Source organism: Candidatus Methanoperedens nitratireducens (genome assembly GCF_000685155.1).
Taxonomy (GTDB): Archaea; Halobacteriota; Methanosarcinia; order Methanosarcinales; family Methanoperedenaceae; genus Methanoperedens; species Methanoperedens nitratireducens.
This window is the reverse complement of record NZ_JMIY01000007.1, coordinates 319,553-340,169: the sequence shown is the minus strand read 5'-3', so window position 1 is coordinate 340,169 and position 20,617 is coordinate 319,553. Positions and strand designations below refer to the sequence as shown.

The 20,617-nt window shown below is 42.4% G+C and carries 12 protein-coding genes; 1 reads left to right on the top strand and 11 read right to left on the bottom strand.

Features of this window, described 5'->3' with window-relative positions; genetic code table 11:
• Positions 1 to 256 precede the first annotated feature (256 nt).
• Both ANME2D_RS13580 and ANME2D_RS13575 read right to left on the bottom strand, forming a co-directional pair.
• Positions 257 to 616 carry an ArsR/SmtB family transcription factor gene (locus tag ANME2D_RS13580; RefSeq protein WP_052368936.1) on the bottom strand — a complete coding sequence of 120 codons (360 nt, stop codon included), beginning with the start codon at positions 614 to 616 and terminating at the stop codon, positions 257 to 259.
• A 35-nt stretch (positions 617 to 651) separates the two neighbouring features.
• The gene (locus ANME2D_RS13575; protein WP_048092738.1) at positions 652 to 903 is read right to left on the bottom strand and encodes a DUF7521 family protein; all 252 of its coding nucleotides are present in this window, start codon (positions 901 to 903) and stop codon (positions 652 to 654) included.
• Positions 904 to 1,062: 159 nt separating this feature from the next.
• Between ANME2D_RS13575 and ANME2D_RS13570 the strand changes: the two genes are divergently transcribed.
• Positions 1,063 to 2,508 carry a hypothetical protein gene (locus ANME2D_RS13570; protein WP_048092737.1) on the top strand — a complete coding sequence of 482 codons (1,446 nt, stop codon included), beginning with the start codon at positions 1,063 to 1,065 and terminating at the stop codon, positions 2,506 to 2,508.
• A 14-nt stretch (positions 2,509 to 2,522) separates the two neighbouring features.
• Here ANME2D_RS13570 and ANME2D_RS13565 read toward each other — a convergent pair whose 3' ends face one another.
• The 9 genes from ANME2D_RS13565 to ANME2D_RS13525 form a co-directional block, all read right to left on the bottom strand.
• Positions 2,523 to 4,748, bottom strand: coding sequence for a hypothetical protein (locus tag ANME2D_RS13565; RefSeq protein WP_048092734.1), 2,226 nt, complete (start codon positions 4,746 to 4,748; stop codon positions 2,523 to 2,525).
• A 9-nt stretch (positions 4,749 to 4,757) separates the two neighbouring features.
• Positions 4,758 to 5,180 (bottom strand): hypothetical protein, encoded by a 423-nt coding sequence (locus tag ANME2D_RS13560; protein WP_048092732.1) that lies wholly within the window; start codon positions 5,178 to 5,180, stop codon positions 4,758 to 4,760.
• A 9-nt stretch (positions 5,181 to 5,189) separates the two neighbouring features.
• Entirely contained in the window at positions 5,190 to 11,435 is a 6,246-nt protein-coding gene (locus ANME2D_RS13555) for a carboxypeptidase-like regulatory domain-containing protein (RefSeq protein ID WP_198527437.1), read from the bottom strand.
• Positions 11,436 to 11,506: 71 nt separating this feature from the next.
• Complete coding sequence (locus ANME2D_RS13550; protein ID WP_048092729.1) at positions 11,507 to 12,328, bottom strand: hypothetical protein; 822 nt, start codon at positions 12,326 to 12,328, stop codon at positions 11,507 to 11,509.
• A gap of 90 nt (positions 12,329 to 12,418) precedes the next feature.
• Positions 12,419 to 15,070: a cytochrome c3 family protein gene (locus ANME2D_RS13545; RefSeq protein WP_048092727.1), complete on the bottom strand. Its 2,652-nt coding sequence runs from the start codon at positions 15,068 to 15,070 to the stop codon at positions 12,419 to 12,421.
• Between the two features lies 1 nt (position 15,071).
• Positions 15,072 to 17,093: a hypothetical protein gene (locus ANME2D_RS13540; protein ID WP_048092725.1), complete on the bottom strand. Its 2,022-nt coding sequence runs from the start codon at positions 17,091 to 17,093 to the stop codon at positions 15,072 to 15,074.
• Positions 17,094 to 17,106: 13 nt separating this feature from the next.
• A complete protein-coding gene (locus ANME2D_RS13535) occupies positions 17,107 to 18,771 on the bottom strand; it encodes a cytochrome c3 family protein (RefSeq protein ID WP_048092723.1) in 1,665 nt (554 codons plus the stop codon).
• Positions 18,772 to 18,788: 17 nt separating this feature from the next.
• On the bottom strand, positions 18,789 to 19,547 hold the full coding sequence (locus tag ANME2D_RS13530; RefSeq protein ID WP_052368935.1) for a polyprenol monophosphomannose synthase: 759 nt from the start codon (positions 19,545 to 19,547) through the stop codon (positions 18,789 to 18,791).
• A gap of 145 nt (positions 19,548 to 19,692) precedes the next feature.
• Positions 19,693 to 20,583 (bottom strand): hypothetical protein, encoded by an 891-nt coding sequence (locus ANME2D_RS13525; protein ID WP_048092721.1) that lies wholly within the window; start codon positions 20,581 to 20,583, stop codon positions 19,693 to 19,695.
• Positions 20,584 to 20,617: the final 34 nt, after the last annotated feature.

Here is a 20,617-nt window from a genome sequence, read left to right as displayed (position 1 = left end):
GGCATTTGAGGAGGGTATCACGATGGTTCCAATTTACGAGTATTTGAGAACTTGACTATATCCTTGTCCGAATATTAATCATAACCCCATGCAGTATAAAATATATAACCCGTTATCAAATAAGAAAATGATAATTATAATTATGATATAATCGCTGTATCTGTATCCCGGTACGCAATACCTCAATCATACCATAAACAGGTCAGAAGACGCGTTTAACTGATACACATACATAAAACCAATTATACAATCCAATCTAATTCTCAGGTCTGGCGAGCCTTTTCCATAGCCTGACAATACCGTCACTGTAGTTCTCCTTATCGAGGCTGATCGATAACTCCCCATTGCGAAAGCGCACCGTGGCCTCGCGGAGTACACAGCGATAATACTTTTCCTCGTTGCCCGATAAAGTTATAATCGTCTGCACATTCTGTATCAGCATAGAGTCCTCAAGAAGCTTTAACCTACGATACACAGTTGCAAGAGGTATATCAAGCTCCTGACTCAACTCCAGGGCAGAGCATTCCTTTCTGAAGGTCATGCTCATTATCGCTCTTGCATAACCATCCGCAAGGAGTTCAATGAATGCTTCTGCGCTATCCTTTTTTGTTTTCATTATTTATTCTTAATTACTCATTTTCTATCACTAGATTAGCTTTTTTTTATGGCTATTATCAGGGCCATAAGCCCGAGTATATCAAAAACCTCAGAGAATAATCTTGCCATATCCACAGAGTTAAAAAAATAGATATCAGCTAATAGATGCCCGACTGTAAGTAAGGCAAAACCAATAGTGAGATAGAGCATTGCAGGAAGTCTTGTTTTCAAAAACGCCCGCATGGCCAGGGCAAGCAGTATAAAACCTATACTAAAGCGAATTATATCAATGATAAAGTAATGCATTTTTCTACCAACAATTATTATATAGGAAGAGACCTAGGTGTACATAAACATATCCTATTATCCATTATTGAAACAAAAATTTTATCATACAAAAGCCAGTATGTGCATTCTGTAAAAAAATGTATTTGCTATTATTAACCAAGAAAAACAACTTACTAAATGAATGAGATAGATATAGAAAAGTCCTCAAAGAAGCCCCTGACTGCACCAGAGCAGCAGGACTCAGGTACTTACATAGGTCTTCTTCTTGGCGGCATCATCCTCGCCACAGGCGCCATTGTGCTGTTCAACAACCTGTACTCCACCTTCAGTGCTAAAGGTATAGACATAACCTTTGCTATAATCTTCAGCATGGGGCTCATGCTGGCCTCAGCTTATGGAGCGATCTCCTGTTTCTTTGCCCTCTACCGTATAGCCTTCCTCAATAAACTGCTCTCAAAGAAGATAGGTGAGGAGTTTGAGGACTTTGTGCTTTACACAAAGCCATTTATCGAGGAGGTCATCAGGCAGCGCCTGGTTGTGGAGAAGGTGATAGACAAGCTTGAGGCACTGGAGAAGCGAAGCATGGAGAGCGCATCAGCACATCCTGAGAGTCCAAACCCTGTCTCTATCAGGTGGTGGGAGTTCCTTCTGTTCGTGGCACTGCTCACCAATGTCAGTATAGGTCTGTATGTATATCTTGAGGCCCATCCCTATGAAATGGTGCCATACAGCGTCATCATCCTGGGAATAGCCTGGTGGGTATTGATAGCTAAATATTTCGGCCTTCTCTTTGATCCAAAGGCAGTATATATACCCGCCATTTTCATAGCAGTTCTCCCCACACTCAGTATTTTGCTTCGTATAGTCCTTGAATCATATCAGGTACTTTTCATTGTCTTCCTCGCGCTGTTCTTCTATGTTGCAGCCACCTACTACTACTACAAGTATCTTACCACAGGCATCTCCTCATTCTCAATCGCAAAGCTAAAAGAGGAACTGGCAACTTCAAAAAAGGCAAGGGCAGAGAAACAGATAGCAGTGGAAATAGAGGATAAAAAGAAGAGTATTCTGGAACAGGCACTCTTAAGGATCAGTAAGCCAGAACCAGTTCAGGAACCATCCCCCTTGCCTGTTTCTCAGATCGGGACAGAACAGGCAGGGATCAATGTTATGGATGTCATCCGCAGCGCGATCAGGATAAAGATTAGAAATCTCAGCCTCATCTTCACGGGCATGGTCTGGCCTCAGCAATTGTGCCAGAGCGGCAAAAAGATCTCACTGGCAGGTGTCATCCTTGCCTCTCTTGGTGCCGTATCTATTATCGCTTTTGCGGGCACTTACGAGGATGTATCCCTCGGGGCTATCTTTATTGGTATAATAATGCTTGCTACCGGTTATTCCATTGCAGGAAAAGGAGGAAAAAGGGTATTTGCCATCAACTCCTTTCTACTCCCTGCAGGAGTCCTCCTCTCCCTGGGAGCAGCGATCTCTTTCTACTTCCTGTCCCCCTCATCGCTTGAGGAAAATATATTCAAGATTGCAATACAATATACAGCAGGTCTTTTCCTATTATCACTGGATATTCTCATTGCTAGGGCCAAACGGAAGAATAATTTAAGCTGATCCTCTGGTTGAGTTTAAGATGGCTGGGTAATTTCAATGGCATCGATAACCACGATAGAATTGGATGTAGCCGGGTTTCTGGCACCCGAAACCGTGATCGCTAAGGTGTGGCGTGTATTTTCCAGACCGCTGGCTATTGTCCTGTTGTTCTGGCTTATGGGAACCGATGAGTACATATCGATATCAGCGTATGGTTCCCCATCCAGTTCAATGCTCGCTATGCCTCCCTGTGGACCTGCGGCGTAATACAGCACTGCACCTGTTCCAGTAAAGGATACAGTCACCCTTGATCCAGGTGTTTCTGATACCTTCCATGCTCCGCCGCTGGCATTCTCGTTATCCTGACTCTCCCAGCCAAGAGTCCATGTGAAGGAGGAATGCGTCTCTTCTATTCGTCTGGTGATGAGTTCAGTTTGTGCGATTATATCTGTTTTCTGGATCCGGGCAGTTTCCAGGATATCTTCCTTCTGGTTACCCGTAATAATGTTTAATAACTTTAATATGAACTCCTTTATTATCTCAAGCTTTGTCTTTTTATCCTCTTTATCAACCTGGCTTGATAAGGTGATATTGGTGGTATTCTCCAGCGTCTCCTGACCTATATCTTCTGGAGTTGGCTCAGGTGCAGACGGTCTTGATTCTATCACCGGTTGATTGGATTCTATCTCACGCCGATAATCGCTCTTTCTACTGTCTTTTTCGATGAACCCTCTAAAATCTATGAAATATCCTTTTGCAGCGGGCAGAACTATCCTTTCCTCAAATGGAATCGAGATCTCATAGCTGTAGCTATACAATTCATCCTTCTCAAGAAATATATTATCTCTTGAGGTAGTGCCGTTTATTAAGTCTGCATTATCCGGAAGTCTATCTGCTATATTAATAGAAACACGCTGATCTCCCTGATTATTAGCATGTATCGTTATCGTTGCATTAATAATCCCGTTACTCTGCTGATTGACCTTTATATCTTTTGTGAGGGACACATCTGCGCCTTTTATCTTTACCTCAATGTCATCTGAGTCCACACTGTAGTTCTTGCCGTCAAATTCAAATGTCGCAGTTGCTTCTGGTAATATTGAATTCTGTTTATATCTTATAGGTCTAACTGAGTATGTTATTATATCAGATGATCCAGCAGGGATTGATAGTATCCAGTTCAAGCTCTTATTATCCTCTGTTTTATATTCAAAATTATCAGGCACATAATCTATCAGATTAATGACAGTAGCCTGATCTCCATTGTTTTTTATATACAGGAAAACCTTAGAGAATTCATTTAAATATAATACATTCTCATAGTCTCCCTCAGTGCTTGTATAATTAATATATGACCCGATCTGTTTATTAATCTCAATGAATGGTTTTACGAGAATCTGTTCCTCTGCTCTGTGGATATACTCAACATCCTTGTTATCTCTGCCGCTTAATCTTAAGGGGATAGGGAAGGTCTTATTAACAGGTGAAATAGGCGCTATTACGCTTAGATTTATAATCCTGGTCTCATTTGCCTTTAGTTCATTTAAATTGTAGATTATAGAATTCTCGACCTGTTTAAAGCTCATGCCCTGTTTTTGCTCTAGTAATTGTTTCTGGGGAATAGTATAATTAGTAAGATTCACATCCAGTAGAGCATTCATAAGGGATACATTGCCTTTATTCTCAAGGGATATCTGGATATAGGACATTTTATTAGATTTTATATAATCAGATGCGTTGATACTGGCATTGCTCCGGGGATCTTCATTATAAATCTTATATGACAGGTTGATGCCAGGCTTATCCCTCAGGAAGACCTGGATCGATATATTCGGTTCCAGAAGCTGCCTGCTCCACGTTCTTTCCCCGCTGATATTGGCATATATTTTCATCTCATCATCATAGAATGGCGCCTCGAATGTTACAATCTCAGACTCATCGCTATTTATCATTACCGTGCTTTTTTTATTCCCTCTGGTTACAGTCATAAGAGAACCGATTATCCTGCTGCCTGTAGTATCTTTCATCAGGTCGGTTAGCTCAATGGTGAAGTTTCCAAGAGCCCAGTCATCTATGTTTATCCTGTCCCCCCATCTTATGGTCCCATTATAGTGGCTGACCCATGTAATAGATTGCTCATTAATATTTTTAGCATATGCCCAGTTTGCTTCCCGATCGTTCTCTTCCTCAGCCAGGCTAACAGGTACTGCGATCAATAATATACTTATGATACAGGCTATTTTATAAGATCTTATACTCATGGCATCGCTTCAGGGAAAGAATTTCTGTGCATGATCATAGGCAATAGTCCTGTTTTTCTTAATATAATGACCTGATTGATTTGAGGTTGTTATTCCAGGATATATCTCCTGGCGTCCATCTGTATCATAACTGGAATGGCAATTGGTACAATATAGATTTTTTGTCAGGTTATGGGCAGCATTGATATTATACTCCTGGGTCAGGTTGGGAGCATAACCATGGCATACGCACCCGACCGCTCCGTGAGCAGAGATGCTGTTCAGTGATGCTTCTTCTTCATGGCAATTGGCGCAGATATAGATGTTACCGTAATCTGTAGAATTCCTCTGCGTCTCTATAGCGTGGCTTCCGGCAAAGGTGCTCAGGAGCGGCTGCATCGTATATATCAAAAGTATAATCGAAACTGTAATGAGAGCAAGCTTCTTAATCATTATTATACCCTAATCATTATTGTACCTGTTCGATAGTATTAACAGGAAAAGTGTGGCAGTAATCGAGAACGCTTCGATGACATTGTCAGGAAAACTGTGGCAGTAATCACAATCTATTCCCTTCTCTTTTCCATATGTATCTTTGGAGTTATTATAAAGTGCAGGATCATGGCAGGTTGTACATGAGGTTATATTTACCACGCTTACCCCATTGTAGAGATTGTTCCAGGGATTGCTTACAATATTGTGCCTGCCCTTATCTGTCCTGGGATTCTGTGTATTTGCATGGCAGTCCTCGCACCACTTCCATCCTGATTTGGGAGGCGGATGTACACTGGTATCTGTATGGCAATCCCTGCAACTGAGCGCCACATGCACGCTGTCATTAATCATGGTCTGGTTTACATACAAGTCCGACCTGTCAAAACTATTCATGTAACTGATAGAGTAATGGCAGTCAGTACACGACAGTGGAGATAGGGTTATATTAGCATAAGAAATATCAGCGCCGCTTATCGTTCTGTTTATATAGTTATCAGCATAGCCCATCAAGCCTGCACTTATCATGTAGCTGCCATTTATAAGCCCGGAGAAATTATAGTAGCCATTTAAATCTGTTGTGGTTTGCAGACTTGTATTTGTGGTTACATTTGCTATGCTCAATGGTTTTAGATTAGATGAGTCAAGTACATAGCCGCTTATATTATAAGATCTGACCTCACCGCCACCACCTCCACCACCTGGAGCGGTCTGATCTATAACAGTCCAGTTCCATGTTCTGGATATTGAATAATAATTATCACTGGCAATTGCAGTAACGTTATACACTCCTGCGCCTGCTGTAGAGTTGGTATAATCTGCGGATATTACACTCAAATTACTCTGAATTATAGAGTCATTAATATACCATGTAATATCTGCATCTCTATTAAGAACTATCTCAAATGCCTGTGCTGTACCAACTGTTGTAGTGGTATCATTAGCAGGCGATGAGACTGTAATTAATAGAGGTACGTCATTCACAGTCACAGTTATGATCTCACTTGCTACACCATCGGAGCCATCACTTGAATTGAAATACCAGACATAAACTCCTGCATCCCCATAGCCAGGAATCCATGAGAACTCACCTGTTGTGATGTTAAATGTACCTTTTGTGGCGTTTGTACCATACGTTATCAGATCAGAATCTGCATCTGTAGCTATAATTGTGAACTGCAGATACTGATTCTCATCTATGGTCTTATCCCCAATTGGTTCTTGCATTGGAATATTGTTGGCAACCTGTGTATTCTGCGATATAGAATTTAAGCTCAGGCTGCCGCTACCTGAATTGTTGTAAGCCCATACAGTTATATTGCTCCAGCCATGTGGCCCAACACTGTTATTATAATAAGTGCTGTTTGTCCCGTTTGTCCAGATACCATTAACATTGATGTTATAACTATCTGTTGCATTGCCTGCTCCTGCCTGCCATGTATAGTTGATCCAGAAGTTTCCCTGTGTGCTGGCAAGGTTCACTGGATCTGGCGGGATATATTCTGTTGGTGGGCTCGCGGTTACTGTAATAGTTATAGTTTCACTTGCTACACCGCCATAGCCATCACTGGAACTGAAGTACCAGATGTATGTTCCTGAATCGCCGATACCTGTCTGCCATGAATATTCTCCTGTTGTGGGATTAAGTGAACCTCTTGTTGCATTTGTACCGTATGTTATCGTGTCTGAGTCAGTATCTGTGGCTGATACATTGAAGGTCAATAGATCTCCTTCGGTTACGGTTCTATCTCCAATCTGTGCCTGGATTGGCACGTTGTTCGGTATAGTTGCATTGAACCACACTTTCGTTTGATTAACGTTACCAGAGGTATCCACTGTCTGTGCGCTGATATTCTGGGTATAATGCGGTGACCATGTAAGATTCAGGTAGTTCATAGGATTACTAACGTTCTGTAGAGTAGTGTCGTTACTATATCTGAACCATACGTAACTGAAATCAGTATCTTCTGGATTAACCCATGTGTTGTTTATAAAGAAGTTGCCTGTCATCATATATGGATTTGATACCGAAGCAGGCGGCGTAGTATCTGCGGCTGGAGTTGTTCTAACATTCAAAATTGAAGAATTTTGACCCCAGTTGTTATAAGAATCGTTAGCTCTGACCGTATATTCATATAAAGTATCAGCAATCAGTCCTGTATCATTCCAGTAAGTATTCTGTGTATATCCAATGCTTGTTGAACTTCTGAATACCTGGTAATAGCTTGCATCTGTTATTGGATCCCAGCTCAGATTAACAGTCGTCTGGGTCGGAGTATCGTTTCTCAATCCGGTAACCTGAGCAGGAGATGTTGTATCATAGATCGTTATGTTCGCATTTATGATATCTGCGCCGCTAACTGTAACTTCGAAATAACCAGTATCAAATCCTGCCTTTGAGAAGCTAAGATTGTATGTACCATTAAGTAGACCGGTTATCAAATAGTAACCAGAGGCTATTGTAGTATTCTGGTAGCTGTCATTCTGTACCAGGACATCCCCCAATCCCGAACCGTAATTATCGAATACATAGCCGCTCACACTATATGTAGGCTGTGCAATAACAGTCCAACTCCAGGTTCTTGAGACTGAATCATAACTATCACTGGCAGTTGCAGTAACGTTATACATTCCTATGTTTGCAGTAGAATTAGTATAGCTTGCTGATACTACACTCAAATCAGTCTGAACTATAGAACCATCAATATACCAGGTAACATCTGCATTTCTGTTAAGGTTTATTTCAAATGTTTGTTCTATACCAACTGTAGTGACAGGATCGCTAACAGGTGACGAGAATATAATTGATAGAGGTACGTCATTCACGATTACTGTTATTGTTTCAGTTGCAACTCCACCATAGCCATCACTGGAGTTGAAGTACCAGATGTATGTTCCTGAATCGCCACTGCCTGTCTGCCATGAATATTCTCCTGTTGCGGGATTAAGTAAACCTCCTGTTGCATTTGTACCGTATGTTATCGTGTCTGAGTCAGTATCTGTGGCTGATACATTGAAGGTCAATAGATCTCCTTCGGTTACGGTTCTATCTCCAATCGGAAGCTGGATTGGCACATTGTTCGGTATAGTGGCGTTGAACCATACCTTCGTCTGGTTAACGTTACCAGAAGTATCCACAGTCTGTGCGCTGATATTCTGGGTATAATGCGGCGACCATGTGAGATTGAGATAGCTAGTTGGCTTAGTAACATTCTGTAAAGTAGTGTCGTTACTATACCTGAGCCATACGTAACTGAAATCAGTATCTTCTGGATTAATCCAGGTGTTGTTTATATAGAAGTTACCTGTTGTTGTACTGGGATTGGATACTGAAGCAGGTGGTGCAGTATCTATAGCTTGAGCGGTCTTAACACTTAAAATTGATGAGTTTTGTCCCCAGTTGTTATATGAATCATTAGCCCTGACCTGGTATTGATATAAAGTATCTGCAATAAGCCCGGTATCACTCCAGTAAGTATTCTGGGTATATCCAATGCTTGTGGAATCTCTGAATACCTGGTAATAGTTTGCATCCGGTATTTGATCCCACATCAGGTTAACAGTCGTCTGTGTCGGAGTATCGTTTCTCAATCCGGTAACCTGAGCAGGAGGCGTAGTATCGTATATTATCTTGTTCGCATTTATGATGTCTGCGCCGTTAATTGTCACATCTAAATATCCAGTATCAAATCCTTGTTTTGAGAAGCTAAAGTTGTAAGTGCCGTTCAAAAGACCTGTTATCAAATAGTACCCAGATTCTGTCGTGGTATTCTGGCTGATGCTGTTCTGCACCAGAACATCTCCCAGTCCTAGGCCATTATTATCGAACACATAGCCGCTCACATTATACGTGGGCTGTGCGATAACTGTCCAGTTCCAGGTTCTTGAGGCTGAATCAAAGCTATCACTGGCAATAGCAGTAACATTGTATACTCCAATGCCTGCTATGGAATCAGTATAGTTTGCCGAAATTACACTTAAATTACTCTGGACGGCAGAGCCATCAATATACCAGGTAATATCTGCAGTTCTATTAAGATTTATTTCAAATGTCTGGGCTGTACCGACTGTTGTAATAGGATCGCTAACAGGTGATGAGAATATAACTGATAAAGGCACGTCATCCACAGTTACGGTTATTGTTTCACTTGTAATACCGCCATAGCCATCACTTGAATTGAAATACCAGATATAAACCCCCGCATCTGCATAGCTTGGAGTCCAATAGAGCTCACCTGTTGTGATGTTAAAGGTACCTTTTGTGGCGTTTGTACCATACGTTATCAGATCAGAATCTGTATCTGTGGCTGATACTGTGAACTGCATAAGCTGATTTTCATCTATGATCTTATCACCAATTGATTCTTGAATCGGGACATTATTGGCAACCTGTGTATTCTGCGATATAGAATTTAAGCTCAAGCTGCCGCTGCCTGAATTGTTGTAAGCCCATACAGTTATGTTACTCCATCCATGTGGCCCAACGCCATTATTATAATAAGTGCTGGTTGTCCCGTTTGCCCAGATACCATTAACACTGATGTTATAACTATCAGTTAGATTGCCTGCTCCTGCCTGCCATGTATGATTCACCCAGAAGTTGCCAGTGGTGTCCTGAAGATTGGTAGGATCTGAAGGGATGTAAGCAGTTGGCGGTTGCGCATTTACACTCCAGTTCCAGGTTCTTGAGATAATATCAATATTATCTGTCGCAATTGCGGTCACATTCCATGTACCAACCTCAGCAGTTGAGTTAGTATAGCTTGCTGAAGTAATACTTGTATTGATCTGAACCTGAGCTCCGTTCATATACCATGCTATATCAGCAGTTCTACTCAGGGTTATGTTGAAGCTCTGTGATGTATCCTGTATAGTTGTAGGATCTGATGATGGCGAGGATGAAGTGATTGATAACTGTATGTCGTTTACTGTTACGGTTATTGTTTCACTTGCTACACCACCAAAACTATCGCTTGAATTGAAATACCATATATAAACTCCTGCATCTCCATAGCCAGGTGTCCAGGAGAACTCACCTGTTGTGGTGTTAAAGATACCATTTGTGGCATTAGTGCCATAGGTTATAGCATCGTTATCCGTATCGGTTGCTGATACTGTAAAAGTCAGCAGTTGCCCTTCATCTACAACTTTATTTTCGATGTGTGATTGAACCGGGACATTATTGGGTATAGTCGCATTAAACCATATTCTCGTTTGGTTAACGTTGCCAGAGGTATCTACTGTCTGTGCGCTGATACTCTGGGTATAATGAGGCGACCAGGTGAGATTCAGGTAATTCGTAGAATTACTAACGTTCTGAAGTGTAGTATCATTGCTGTACCTGAACCATACATAATTGAAATCAGCACCTACCGGATTGATCCAGGTGTTATTTATAAAGAAGTTGCCTGTTATCATAGATGGATTTGATACCGAAGCAGGCGGGGTAGTATCTGCGGCTTGAGCCGTTCTGACACTTAAAATTGAAGAGTTTTGGCCCCGGTTGTTATATGAATCATTGGCTCTGATCACATATTCATATAAGGTATCCGGAGTAAGTTCAGTATCATTCCAGTAAGTATTCTGGGTATATCCAAGACTGGTGGAGTCTCTGAATACCTGGTAATAGTTTGCATCTGCTATCGAATTCCAGATCAGGTTAACAGTCGTCTGTGTCGGGGTATCGTTCATCAACCCGGTAACCTGAGCAGGAGGTGTAGTATCATAGATCGTCTTATTAGCACTGGTGTTATCTGCACCGCTAACTGCGACCTCTAAATAGCCAGTGTCAAATCCTGTCTTAGTGTAGCTAAAGTTGTAAGTACCATTGGGTAAAGAGGTTATCAGGTAGTAGCCGGATGGTATCGTGGTATTTTTGTTGCTGTCGTTCTGAACCAGAACATCTCCCAGCCCCAGACCATAATTATCAAACACATAGCCGCTTATCGAATAAGTAGGATCTAATAGCGGTGACAGCGAGATATTTGCATTATCTATGTCCGTGCTGTTGATCACCCTCTCTGAGGAGCTGGTGGAATAGCCGGGCAGACTTGTATTTATGAGATAGGTGCCATTATCTATATCAGTTAAGTTGTAAAAACCAAAGATATCTGTACTTGTAACAAGGCTTGTATTTGTGGTTACATTGACGTTGGAGAGGGGCATGCCAGTGGATGAGTCTGTTACATAGCCTGATATATAATATGCAGCCACCATATGCGTTATAGCAGCAAATATAACTAAGAATATAAAAATTACTAATGCTTTGTTAAGATAATTCTTATTGATCATTGATATCTTATTTTTGCTGTGTTAAAATCATTGTGCATATATTTTTCAGGGCTTGTGATGTTTAAACTCACTCTGGTATATGTATGACAGCCAATGCAGGTGAGATAGTCTGAGCTAACATGGGAATCGCCGTGCACCGTGTAGTTATATGGGCTGGATGTATTTCCCATAGCCTTAAACCATCGGGCATGGACATTGTTGCTTGAGAGATTGTATCCTGTCATCACTGTTGTATAGAACTCTTTTCCATATCCAGTACCGCTTGAGTTCCCATGGCATTTAATATCAGTGCATCCTGTTACCGATACGCTGGTATGAGTTGAGACACCAAGGATATCACTGCTGTGGCAAAAAAGACATATCTCTTCTAACTGGATACCCTGGATACCATTATTCTCAAGGTTTACACTTGCAAGTTGCATCGTTCCTGCTCTGTTATCTATCCACCAGCCTAAAGATGGCTCCCAGTAGATATAGCTGGCAGGGTCGGCGCTTGCTCCAAGATCCCATGTTGAAGTATTCTTTGTAGTGTAAATTCTGCCTTCGCTTATATTATAATGATAACCGTATTTTAGAAATGTGGTATAATTAATATTATTTGCTGCAGCAGCATGTTTATCGAGGACGCGCCTGGATTCATCTGAAGAGTTGAATTCTCTTGCTATGTAGTCGTGGCAGGAGATACACTTCAAATCCCGCGCATCAGATGATGATTCGATGGTATGGGGGCTATAAAATGTTGCGAGGATAGCCGGCATCATGTATATGCCGAGAATCGCGATAAAGACTGGTATCAATATTTTTGCATTAATTACCATTGGCTTCGTTTTAAATTTCCTGTACTACCTGGATGTAACAATAATCTTAAGATTTAATAACTTTTCGTAATTATCTGAGCCTATCCGCCCTTACCAGAGATGTGATAAGTCAGTTGTAATATTTGCATTACCATGCCACTGCTGCAGTTTACTGTGACAATCGCTGCATTTCCTTATGTTCTGGCGGCTCATATCTTTTTTGTAGTGGCATGACCAGCAATCGTTATTATCCACAGTATCAGGAAGAGTAGCGTTAATATTCTGGTGAATTGATTCATTAAAGGCCGATATATCTACTAAGGTCGTTTTTGCCATTGGGTTTGCGCCTGTGTAATTGGTGCCGTGGCATTTAATACAGTTTTCACCCTGTGCCACTGCTATTTTGTGCGGATCGCCATGACATGTAGAGCACTGGCTCTGGGTATATTGTGTGAATTCGGGTTCACCTACAGGATGGTTGACTGGTGCAGTGGTATGGCAGTTGCGGCAATCTCTGGTTATTATGTTGTGCATTGAATTATGGCACATCCTGCACTGTATATCAAGGGTACCATCCTTGTTCGTATCAGCATGTGCAAAGCCCGGGTTCCAATCGGGGATTTCATACTCTGTGAATGCACCGCCAGTAGCACTTAAATTGTGACAGCTATTGCATTCTGGTATCTGTATTATTGGCTTTCGTTCTATGGGATAGCTGCTTGTTATAGTGTAGTTTACCCTGCCTTCTTGCAGTTGAATCAGCTTTGCTATCCATGTGCCAATATATGGATTTGTAATGTTTAGTTCAAGCGGCGCTGTCAGGCTCTGGGTCTTCTCGCAGGGATTGCCGTAGCATGGCCCCTGCAGCGCTGTTGTGGTGTTATCTACGGGGCCAATGGTGTATAATGAGGCATATTTTGTTGTATTGTTAGCTGTAAGGGTTATTCTCAGGTTCTCTGTACTGTTTACTGCTATTATGTAGGTGTCTGTGAAGGATTCGTGGGATGAGAATGTTGGTTTATAATTTCCAAGGGTTCCCTGCAGTTGGTACTGGTTCTCTGGTATTGCAGGGTAACTTAAGGTACCGTGGCAGTTTTCGCATGTCATGTTCTTATGTGTACCTGATGAAAAGCTTATGTTTGTGCCTTTAAGGGTATAGTTTGCTATTTTTGCAGTATCTGTGCCTGTATTATCATGTAAGAAAGATGTGTGGCATTGTGTGCATGCTGTTGTGTTTACATGGGAAGGGATATTGTATGGTGTCTGGGGATACCATGCTCCGCGCAGGAATCCACCACTATGTCCATACAGCATTTCATGAACATGCATCGGGTTTGCATTGAGCGGTGGGCCGAAAAAGGGGGGTGAGCCGCCGTAGAACCCGCGTGAGCCGCTGTGGCATGTGTACATACAGGATTTCATGCCTCCGCCTTCTCCATGGATGTAGCTTGTTTCAGTACCGCCATCTTTTTTATTGTGGCAGCTCTGGCATCCGAATATGGTGGTCTGGAATTGTGCAGCAGTCGTGACCGGTGTATTGTTTATTGTGGTATCAAGCACTACGGTGTAGTTGCCCGAGTACTGCTCGGCAAAGGGGTCATACTTGAAGTATCCGATATAAGTGCCAGGGTGGCTTGTATCCTCAAATAGATCTACCGGCTCTATGTACTGGACATATTGCAGTGTTGTAGAGTTCGTCAGAGGATCTGTATTGTTTATAAGGACAAGGTTCGGGTATGTGACATTAACACTCAATGTTTTTATTGGTTGAGTTTCCGCATTATCAGTGAATATAGTTGTTGTGCCTGAAGTGATGTTAATATCGTCCACATACCATCCCTCTTTATTAACATAGGCATCTGATTTGAACCTGAAACCAAGCAGTATTCTATTCCCTGCATATGGCGTAAGATCCATGGTCTCCTGCATCCAGCCGATACTGCTGCCAGTTATTCCGTTTCCAAGGTTGTTTCCTTCAGGGTCTGTATTTGTTGTAAGGGTTCCAGGAAGGTTTATCCAGCTATCCCCGCTATCTGTTGATACTGCAACGTATCCATAATCCCAGTCTGTTTCTATGGAGTACCATGTCCTGAAGGTGAGGATCGCACCTGTCATGCCTGTCAGGTTGATCTCTTTTATCATCCAGAGATCCATATTATCTGCATAGTTGTTCTGTGTGGTTATGGGTGCTGGATCTGTATCTGCTTTATAGCTGTATGTCCCGCTGTAGCTTCTGTAGCTCGATAGTGGCCATGCTGACTGCGCTGATGCTAGTCCGGTGAGTGGTTTTACTGTGCCTGTTGTGTTATCAAGCACCATAAGTGCTATGAGATTTTTCTGCTTCTCCATGCCGTAGTTGTCTGTATCCCACCATGACCAGCCACTATCTCCACTGCTTGATAAGGAAAAAGGTCCGAGCTGATATGGAGTCTGCCCTATTACAAGGATTGCGGTATAGTTATTGGTATAGTTATTACCGGTCGAGAAGAGCGAGTATATATTCATAGTATCTGCCTCCTGGGTCTTTTTCTGTTTAATTGATTCTGATTTAAGAGGCTTTGTTTGTTTGGTCAAATGGCAGATGCTGCACTCCGGGTCTGTTAGATCTCCACTGATATTATCATGTATCTTGGTGACTGGTGCTGCATAGCCTGTAGCAATGGTTACAAAAATCAGTAATATAAACGATGTTAAGATTAAAAGAATTGATTTTATATAATATCTGGTATTATATGTTTCTACAATAAATCGCATTCTATCCATATTACCACAGATGCGCAAAATTTGCAGTAATATTTGCATTACCATGCCACTGCTGCAGTTTCCTGTGGCAATCGCTGCATTTCCTTATGTTCTGGCGGCTCATATCTTTATTGTAGTGGCATGACCAGCAGTCATCATTAGTTACAGTGTCTGGAGGAGCAGCATTGATATTCTGGTGAATGGATTCACCAAATGCGGTTATATTAACAAAGGTCTGGGACACTGAAGGAGATGCTCCCGGGTAATCCGTGCCATGACATTCAATACAGCTCTCTCCACCTCCAGCGCTTACACTGTGCGAGAAGTTAAGTGAAGTCTCTGAATATCCCGATAAAGCGAGCCCGTGACAGCTTTTGCACTTTGCATCATCATATCCTGCAGCAAGGGCGTCAGAGTGATTGTAGAATGCAGTACCATCGCTAGCAGTTGCAGGAACAAGTCCGCTCATATTCGATATTTCGGGAGGCTGTGGAGAGAATTGATCTCCAGCATAACCGGCTGCATTTGCATAATGGCAATTAGCACACCAGGTGCCTCCGGCAATATCCTGGTTCAGATTGTTCGTGCCTTTGACCCTGCTGATATTGCCAAGTGCCGAATTGCTATGAATGACCGAGGCGCCATGACAGTAATTACATGCGCTCATCTGGCTCGTATTATCCCAATACGCTGGCTGTGTACCGTTCCACAGGGCGCCTGAGTAAGGGTTTGTACTATGGTTGAGGGGAGACGGGATCTGGGGCACGTCTACTGTGTAACTTCCTGCCATAGGTTGCGCCTTAAGAGTGTCCAGGAATGTAGAGTTCTGATGGCAGCCTGTACAGTTGCCTCTTTCCGGATTGGTTTTTCCAGTCACATAAGTAGCGCTCTGAGAAAATACCTTGATAGCATGTGCATCCTGTGAATGACAGACAGTGCAGCTTACACTGTCATTATGGCGGGCGTATGTTTGATGGCAGGCTATGCATTGCTGGTATTCTGTGAAGGTATTGCTTGTTGAAGTGGTATTATAGGGCTTTGTGATCTTATGACCTGCATTGTGGCACACGATGCACGGAATGGCTGAACTATTATGAGCTTTTACGGTATTTGCAGGTATATATGAGTAGTTTGTCCTGTAATTGCCTCCGACTGCATATCCTGTGGTGGATGATACACCCGTAAGATTATTGTTCTTCTTTGCATGGCAGCCCTCTGTATCGTAGCATCCTGCTGTCTCCGGGTTCTTCCCCTGCGGGGTGGTGGATATATTCGAGCCTGCATGGCAGTTCTGGCATTTTGCCCTGCCGTAATGCCAGTCAGGCGAGTATTCGTTATCTGGATTGATATTAGGGCTGTTGTCCCTGAATCCCCAGTTCACAGGTGTCCCGTTGTACATCTGGTGGCATATTATGCATGTGCCTTTAGCCATTGCGTCTGTGTGCTTTGATTTTGTCTGGCTTTTATGGAAATCATATCCCATTGTATAATAGGACTTGGGAGTATAGCGGGTGCCCCATTTACCGGGATCTTCCTTCCCGTGGCACTGGGCACAGCCCCACCAGTTAAGCGCAAAGGAGGTATTACTGTTAATACTGCCGCCTTCCACCACTGCGCTGGCTTCCACAGTCCAGTATCCCCAGTACCTCTGCTCGTTCAGATCAAAGGAATAGTATGCTGTGCCTTTACTATCTGTTGTAGATTGGGCTGTGTTTTTGATGGCATTTGCGGGGTTCCTGAGCGTGAAAGTAACCGTGGTTCCTGATTGTGGATGCCCACTGTCATTTAGAACCTGAGCTATCGCCCTTATCGTGGTAGATTCGCCATACCAGTAATTCGAATTCCAGCTTCCACCTCTCACTTCGGTTGGGTTGAAGAACCCCGGAGCTTTCGTGCCTGAGTTCGGGTCATCGAGTACCACGAACCTGTTGGGGATTAGTATGATACTGCTCTCCCGGGCAAATGCCGCAGAAGATGATAGCATTAAAAAGACAAAAGCGATTATAATTATGATTACATTTATTGCACCACTTCGCCTTATCATTAAATCCCACGTCTTACCAGAGTTTCGAAATGTTGGTTGTTATATTCGCATTACCATGCCACTGCTGCGGCTTCCTGTGGCAGTCACCGCATTTCCTTATATTCTGGCGGTTCATATCCTTGTTATAGTGGCATGACCAGCAGTCATCATTAGTTACTGTATCAGGAGGAGTAGCATTGATGTTCAGGTGAATGGATTCACTAAAGGCTGATATATTAACCAGGGTCGTTCTTGCCATGGGGTTTGCGTCCGGGTAGTTGGTACCGTGGCATTCTATGCATGCCTCACCGCCTGCTGATGTTATTTCGTGGGGATCGCTTCCGTGGCAGGTTGTACACTGTGCTCCTCCATCATGGTTTATACCAGTGTGGCAGCTTCTGCATGTTTTAGCATCCAGTGTCAGAGACTTTACATCATGCTCACGGTTATGGCACAGGCCGCAGGCTACCGTCTTCTGAGTAGAATGGCTTTTATTACTGATAGAATCGGGAACAGTGGTGAGGTTTGATCCCGGCCTTGGATGACAGGTTGTGCAGTTCGGTCTGGTGTTAAGAGATGTCAGACTGCCGTGGCAGTTACTGCATGCCTGGTTTAAGTGTTTATCCTGGCCATAGCGCTGGGATAGAACATTCTGGTTCGTTGTCCTGTCATTATGGCAATTCTCACAGGATAGAGCGGCGGTAGTGCCTGAAGGAGATCTGTGGCAGTTGCTGCATTGGTTATTCGCCGGGTGCGTTACCCAGTTGGGATATCTGCTACTATGGCACTGCCCACACTGCGATGTGGAGGTTATAGTCTCATCCTCATGCACCACATATATATCAGTAGTATCAAAATGCTCTGGATGAACTGTTGCGGGATCGAATGTAGAGGGATAGTTGGCACCAGGACCAACATGGCAATTAGCACAGCTCCATCTGAGGACACTGAACTCTCCTGCAATCGGATAATCGGTAATCTTTACCACGTATCCCCCTTCATCCAGATAATCTGGCAGAGTGAAATCGCCTGAATAAGGACCATCACCGCTTAAACTGGTCCTGCCGACCTCATTGCCTGTACTGTTGTAGATAACAGCTTCAAGTGAAAGTCCAGAGACATAACGGCCATTACTATTTAAAACTGCTGCTGATATATTAACTGTACGGAAGTTAACAGGCGAGCCCATCCATCCAGGTGGACTGACCATATATTCGGATGGATTGACCCAGACACCTGGCCTTAGAGTCACAAATGCACTGGCAGGTACTGAATTATTGGCAATTCCTGATGACCAGCTCTCAGGCTTATAATAATAGGTGGTATTTGAAGAAAGACCTGATACTCTGATACTCACATTGAACGTATTATTATACCAGTAGCTCCATGTTCCATTTATAAGATTATTAACATCTGTCTCATCCAGACCATAATATACTCTGCTATTACTGGACTCGTTGGTATCCCAGAAAATAAAAGAGCCGCTTGAAGTAGGATCAGAGTTTGTTAGATTTAAAATAGAAGCAGGGGCGTACGGATTGGAAGCAGCATCAGCTCCAATATTGGTCGCTATATTTAAAAAAGGAGAGCCAGCCAGAATCAAGAGTATAACAGTAATGCCGCTAAGAATACGAGCAGCGGATTCCTTTTTATTAGAAGCCGCAAGTAGATTTACTATACCGAAGTCAATCCTATCCATTCCAACACCAGTAGGAGCTATGTTTTTATATTATAAATATCTGTTGGTACGGATCTGGTATATCTCTTCAGCTTGAATCCGTAGAGATAATACAGTAACTTAAGGTAATTGGAATATTCGCTGACACTAAGCTTGCTCTCCCCGTTCTCTCTGAGCTTGAAGGTATAGGGAACCTCTTTTACTTTACTGTAAAATCCTTTCACCAGTATTTCCAGCAGTATCTTAAAGCCTGTAGGGTTGAATGAGACATTCTCAATAACCTTTCTTTTTAGAAAAAAGTACCCACTCAGTGGATCTCTTACATCTGTTAAAGGCATTGAGAACATAATGGCAACTCTTGAGACCAGTAGTCTGAACATACTCCATCCCTCTGTTTTCCCGCCTTCTATATACCTGCATCCAACTGCAATATCGTAGCCATCAGAAATAGCCTGTATAAAATTTATTATGTACTCAGGAGGATGCTGCAAATCTGCATCTATTACACCAATTATATCACCCAGGGCTGTATTAAATCCTTCAACCACAGCCGATGATAGGCCCGATTTATTCTGTCGAATTAGAACCCTGACATTATACTTTTCTGCGAATTCCCTTGCAGCTTCGGCTGTGCCATCAGGGGATGAATCATCTATAATAACAAGCTCATATTTATAGTTCTGGAGAACTTCTGCAATCTGTGGAATTAGTTTTTCTATATTTCCCCGCTCATTATATGTCGGAATGATAACTGATATATACAGTTCTCTCTGAATCACCTGATTATCTTTCATCATAAATTATACTATTATCTCTACAATTCCTTATCCTATCCATTTTATGTATTCACAATTCCCAAACGGTGTTAAATATATCTTCTCTATATGTAACAGTTATATATCTTACTGTGGTTTTTAACCCATCCAATAATTAGACGGGATATTAGATAAATATCCAGACTGCGATTGCTCCTGCAATCGCTATACATAACAGGATACCGGCATCGATCCATTTCCTGTTTATCATGGTTACCCTGGTCTTTATCTCATTTTGTTGCATGTAAGTGTCGGCATGGCTCAGTATATAGCCCTTGACCTTGTTTATATCAAGCAGCTTAAATCCAGTGGTAACATAGGCCGCCCATGAATAGTAGGAATAGGCATAGATGAACATAAAAAAGAACAGAATACCTATCATGTTATTTGGTCCCAGGGTGGAATCCAGGATAATGCCAAGAAAAGGTACTGTCATAATAGGAGCAAGTGCCCATATCCATGCTGTCTTGTTCTCAAATAGATTGTACTCTGAGGTGAATAATGCCCACCATAATAAATAGATCACCATAATGAAGTAATGAACAATGCCCAGAGGGTACTCAGATACATAGACCAGTGCAGAGAAAGTAAAGACTATGAGGACAAGAGCTTTGGCTATGAATTTAAAAGACGCACCAGGGAATATGTACACCGATGAGGCATCCATATCCTGCATTCTGGTTATGTAATCAAGAGAGGTGTCGATTTTACGGTTGGTCCTCATGACCTCCAATTCCATTGCATTGAGGCGCCCGACGGTATCTGTAAGCATGTTGGTAAGAGGTTTTATCTTATAGTCCCATTCTTTGTCCAATTTGTCTTTAGCGATTTTCTCCATGAGTACATACCGAATCCCGATCCATGCTGTCAGATAAGAGAATCCCATTATAACAAGGTCTACTAAAGTACCTGTCAGGTTATCGAGAATGAAGGCATCGATTATCAGTGATACGGTTGCGAATAATCCAACTACCATACCCAGCAGGATAGCGCTGAAAGCCGCAATTTTTTCTTTCATTTTATCACCATTTTAATGCTTCTAGGTACTGCAT

Excerpts from the sequence above, each read along its gene's own strand:
- ANME2D_RS13575 (WP_048092738.1), bottom strand. The coding sequence starts at position 903 with ATGCATTACTTTATCATTGATATAATTCGCTTTAGTATAGGTTTTATA.
- ANME2D_RS13580 (WP_052368936.1), bottom strand. The coding sequence starts at position 616 with ATGAAAACAAAAAAGGATAGCGCAGAAGCATTCATTGAACTCCTTGCG.
- ANME2D_RS13550 (WP_048092729.1), bottom strand. The coding sequence starts at position 12,328 with ATGGTAATTAATGCAAAAATATTGATACCAGTCTTTATCGCGATTCTC.
- ANME2D_RS13565 (WP_048092734.1), bottom strand. The coding sequence starts at position 4,748 with ATGAGTATAAGATCTTATAAAATAGCCTGTATCATAAGTATATTATTG.
- ANME2D_RS13535 (WP_048092723.1), bottom strand. The coding sequence starts at position 18,771 with ATGGATAGGATTGACTTCGGTATAGTAAATCTACTTGCGGCTTCTAAT.
- ANME2D_RS13530 (WP_052368935.1), bottom strand. The coding sequence starts at position 19,547 with ATGATGAAAGATAATCAGGTGATTCAGAGAGAACTGTATATATCAGTT.
- ANME2D_RS13570 (WP_048092737.1), top strand. The coding sequence starts at position 1,063 with ATGAATGAGATAGATATAGAAAAGTCCTCAAAGAAGCCCCTGACTGCA.
- ANME2D_RS13540 (WP_048092725.1), bottom strand. The coding sequence starts at position 17,093 with ATGATAAGGCGAAGTGGTGCAATAAATGTAATCATAATTATAATCGCT.
- ANME2D_RS13560 (WP_048092732.1), bottom strand. The coding sequence starts at position 5,180 with ATGATTAAGAAGCTTGCTCTCATTACAGTTTCGATTATACTTTTGATA.
- ANME2D_RS13525 (WP_048092721.1), bottom strand. The coding sequence starts at position 20,583 with ATGAAAGAAAAAATTGCGGCTTTCAGCGCTATCCTGCTGGGTATGGTA.
- ANME2D_RS13545 (WP_048092727.1), bottom strand. The coding sequence starts at position 15,070 with ATGGATAGAATGCGATTTATTGTAGAAACATATAATACCAGATATTAT.
- ANME2D_RS13555 (WP_198527437.1), bottom strand. The coding sequence starts at position 11,435 with ATGGTGGCTGCATATTATATATCAGGCTATGTAACAGACTCATCCACT.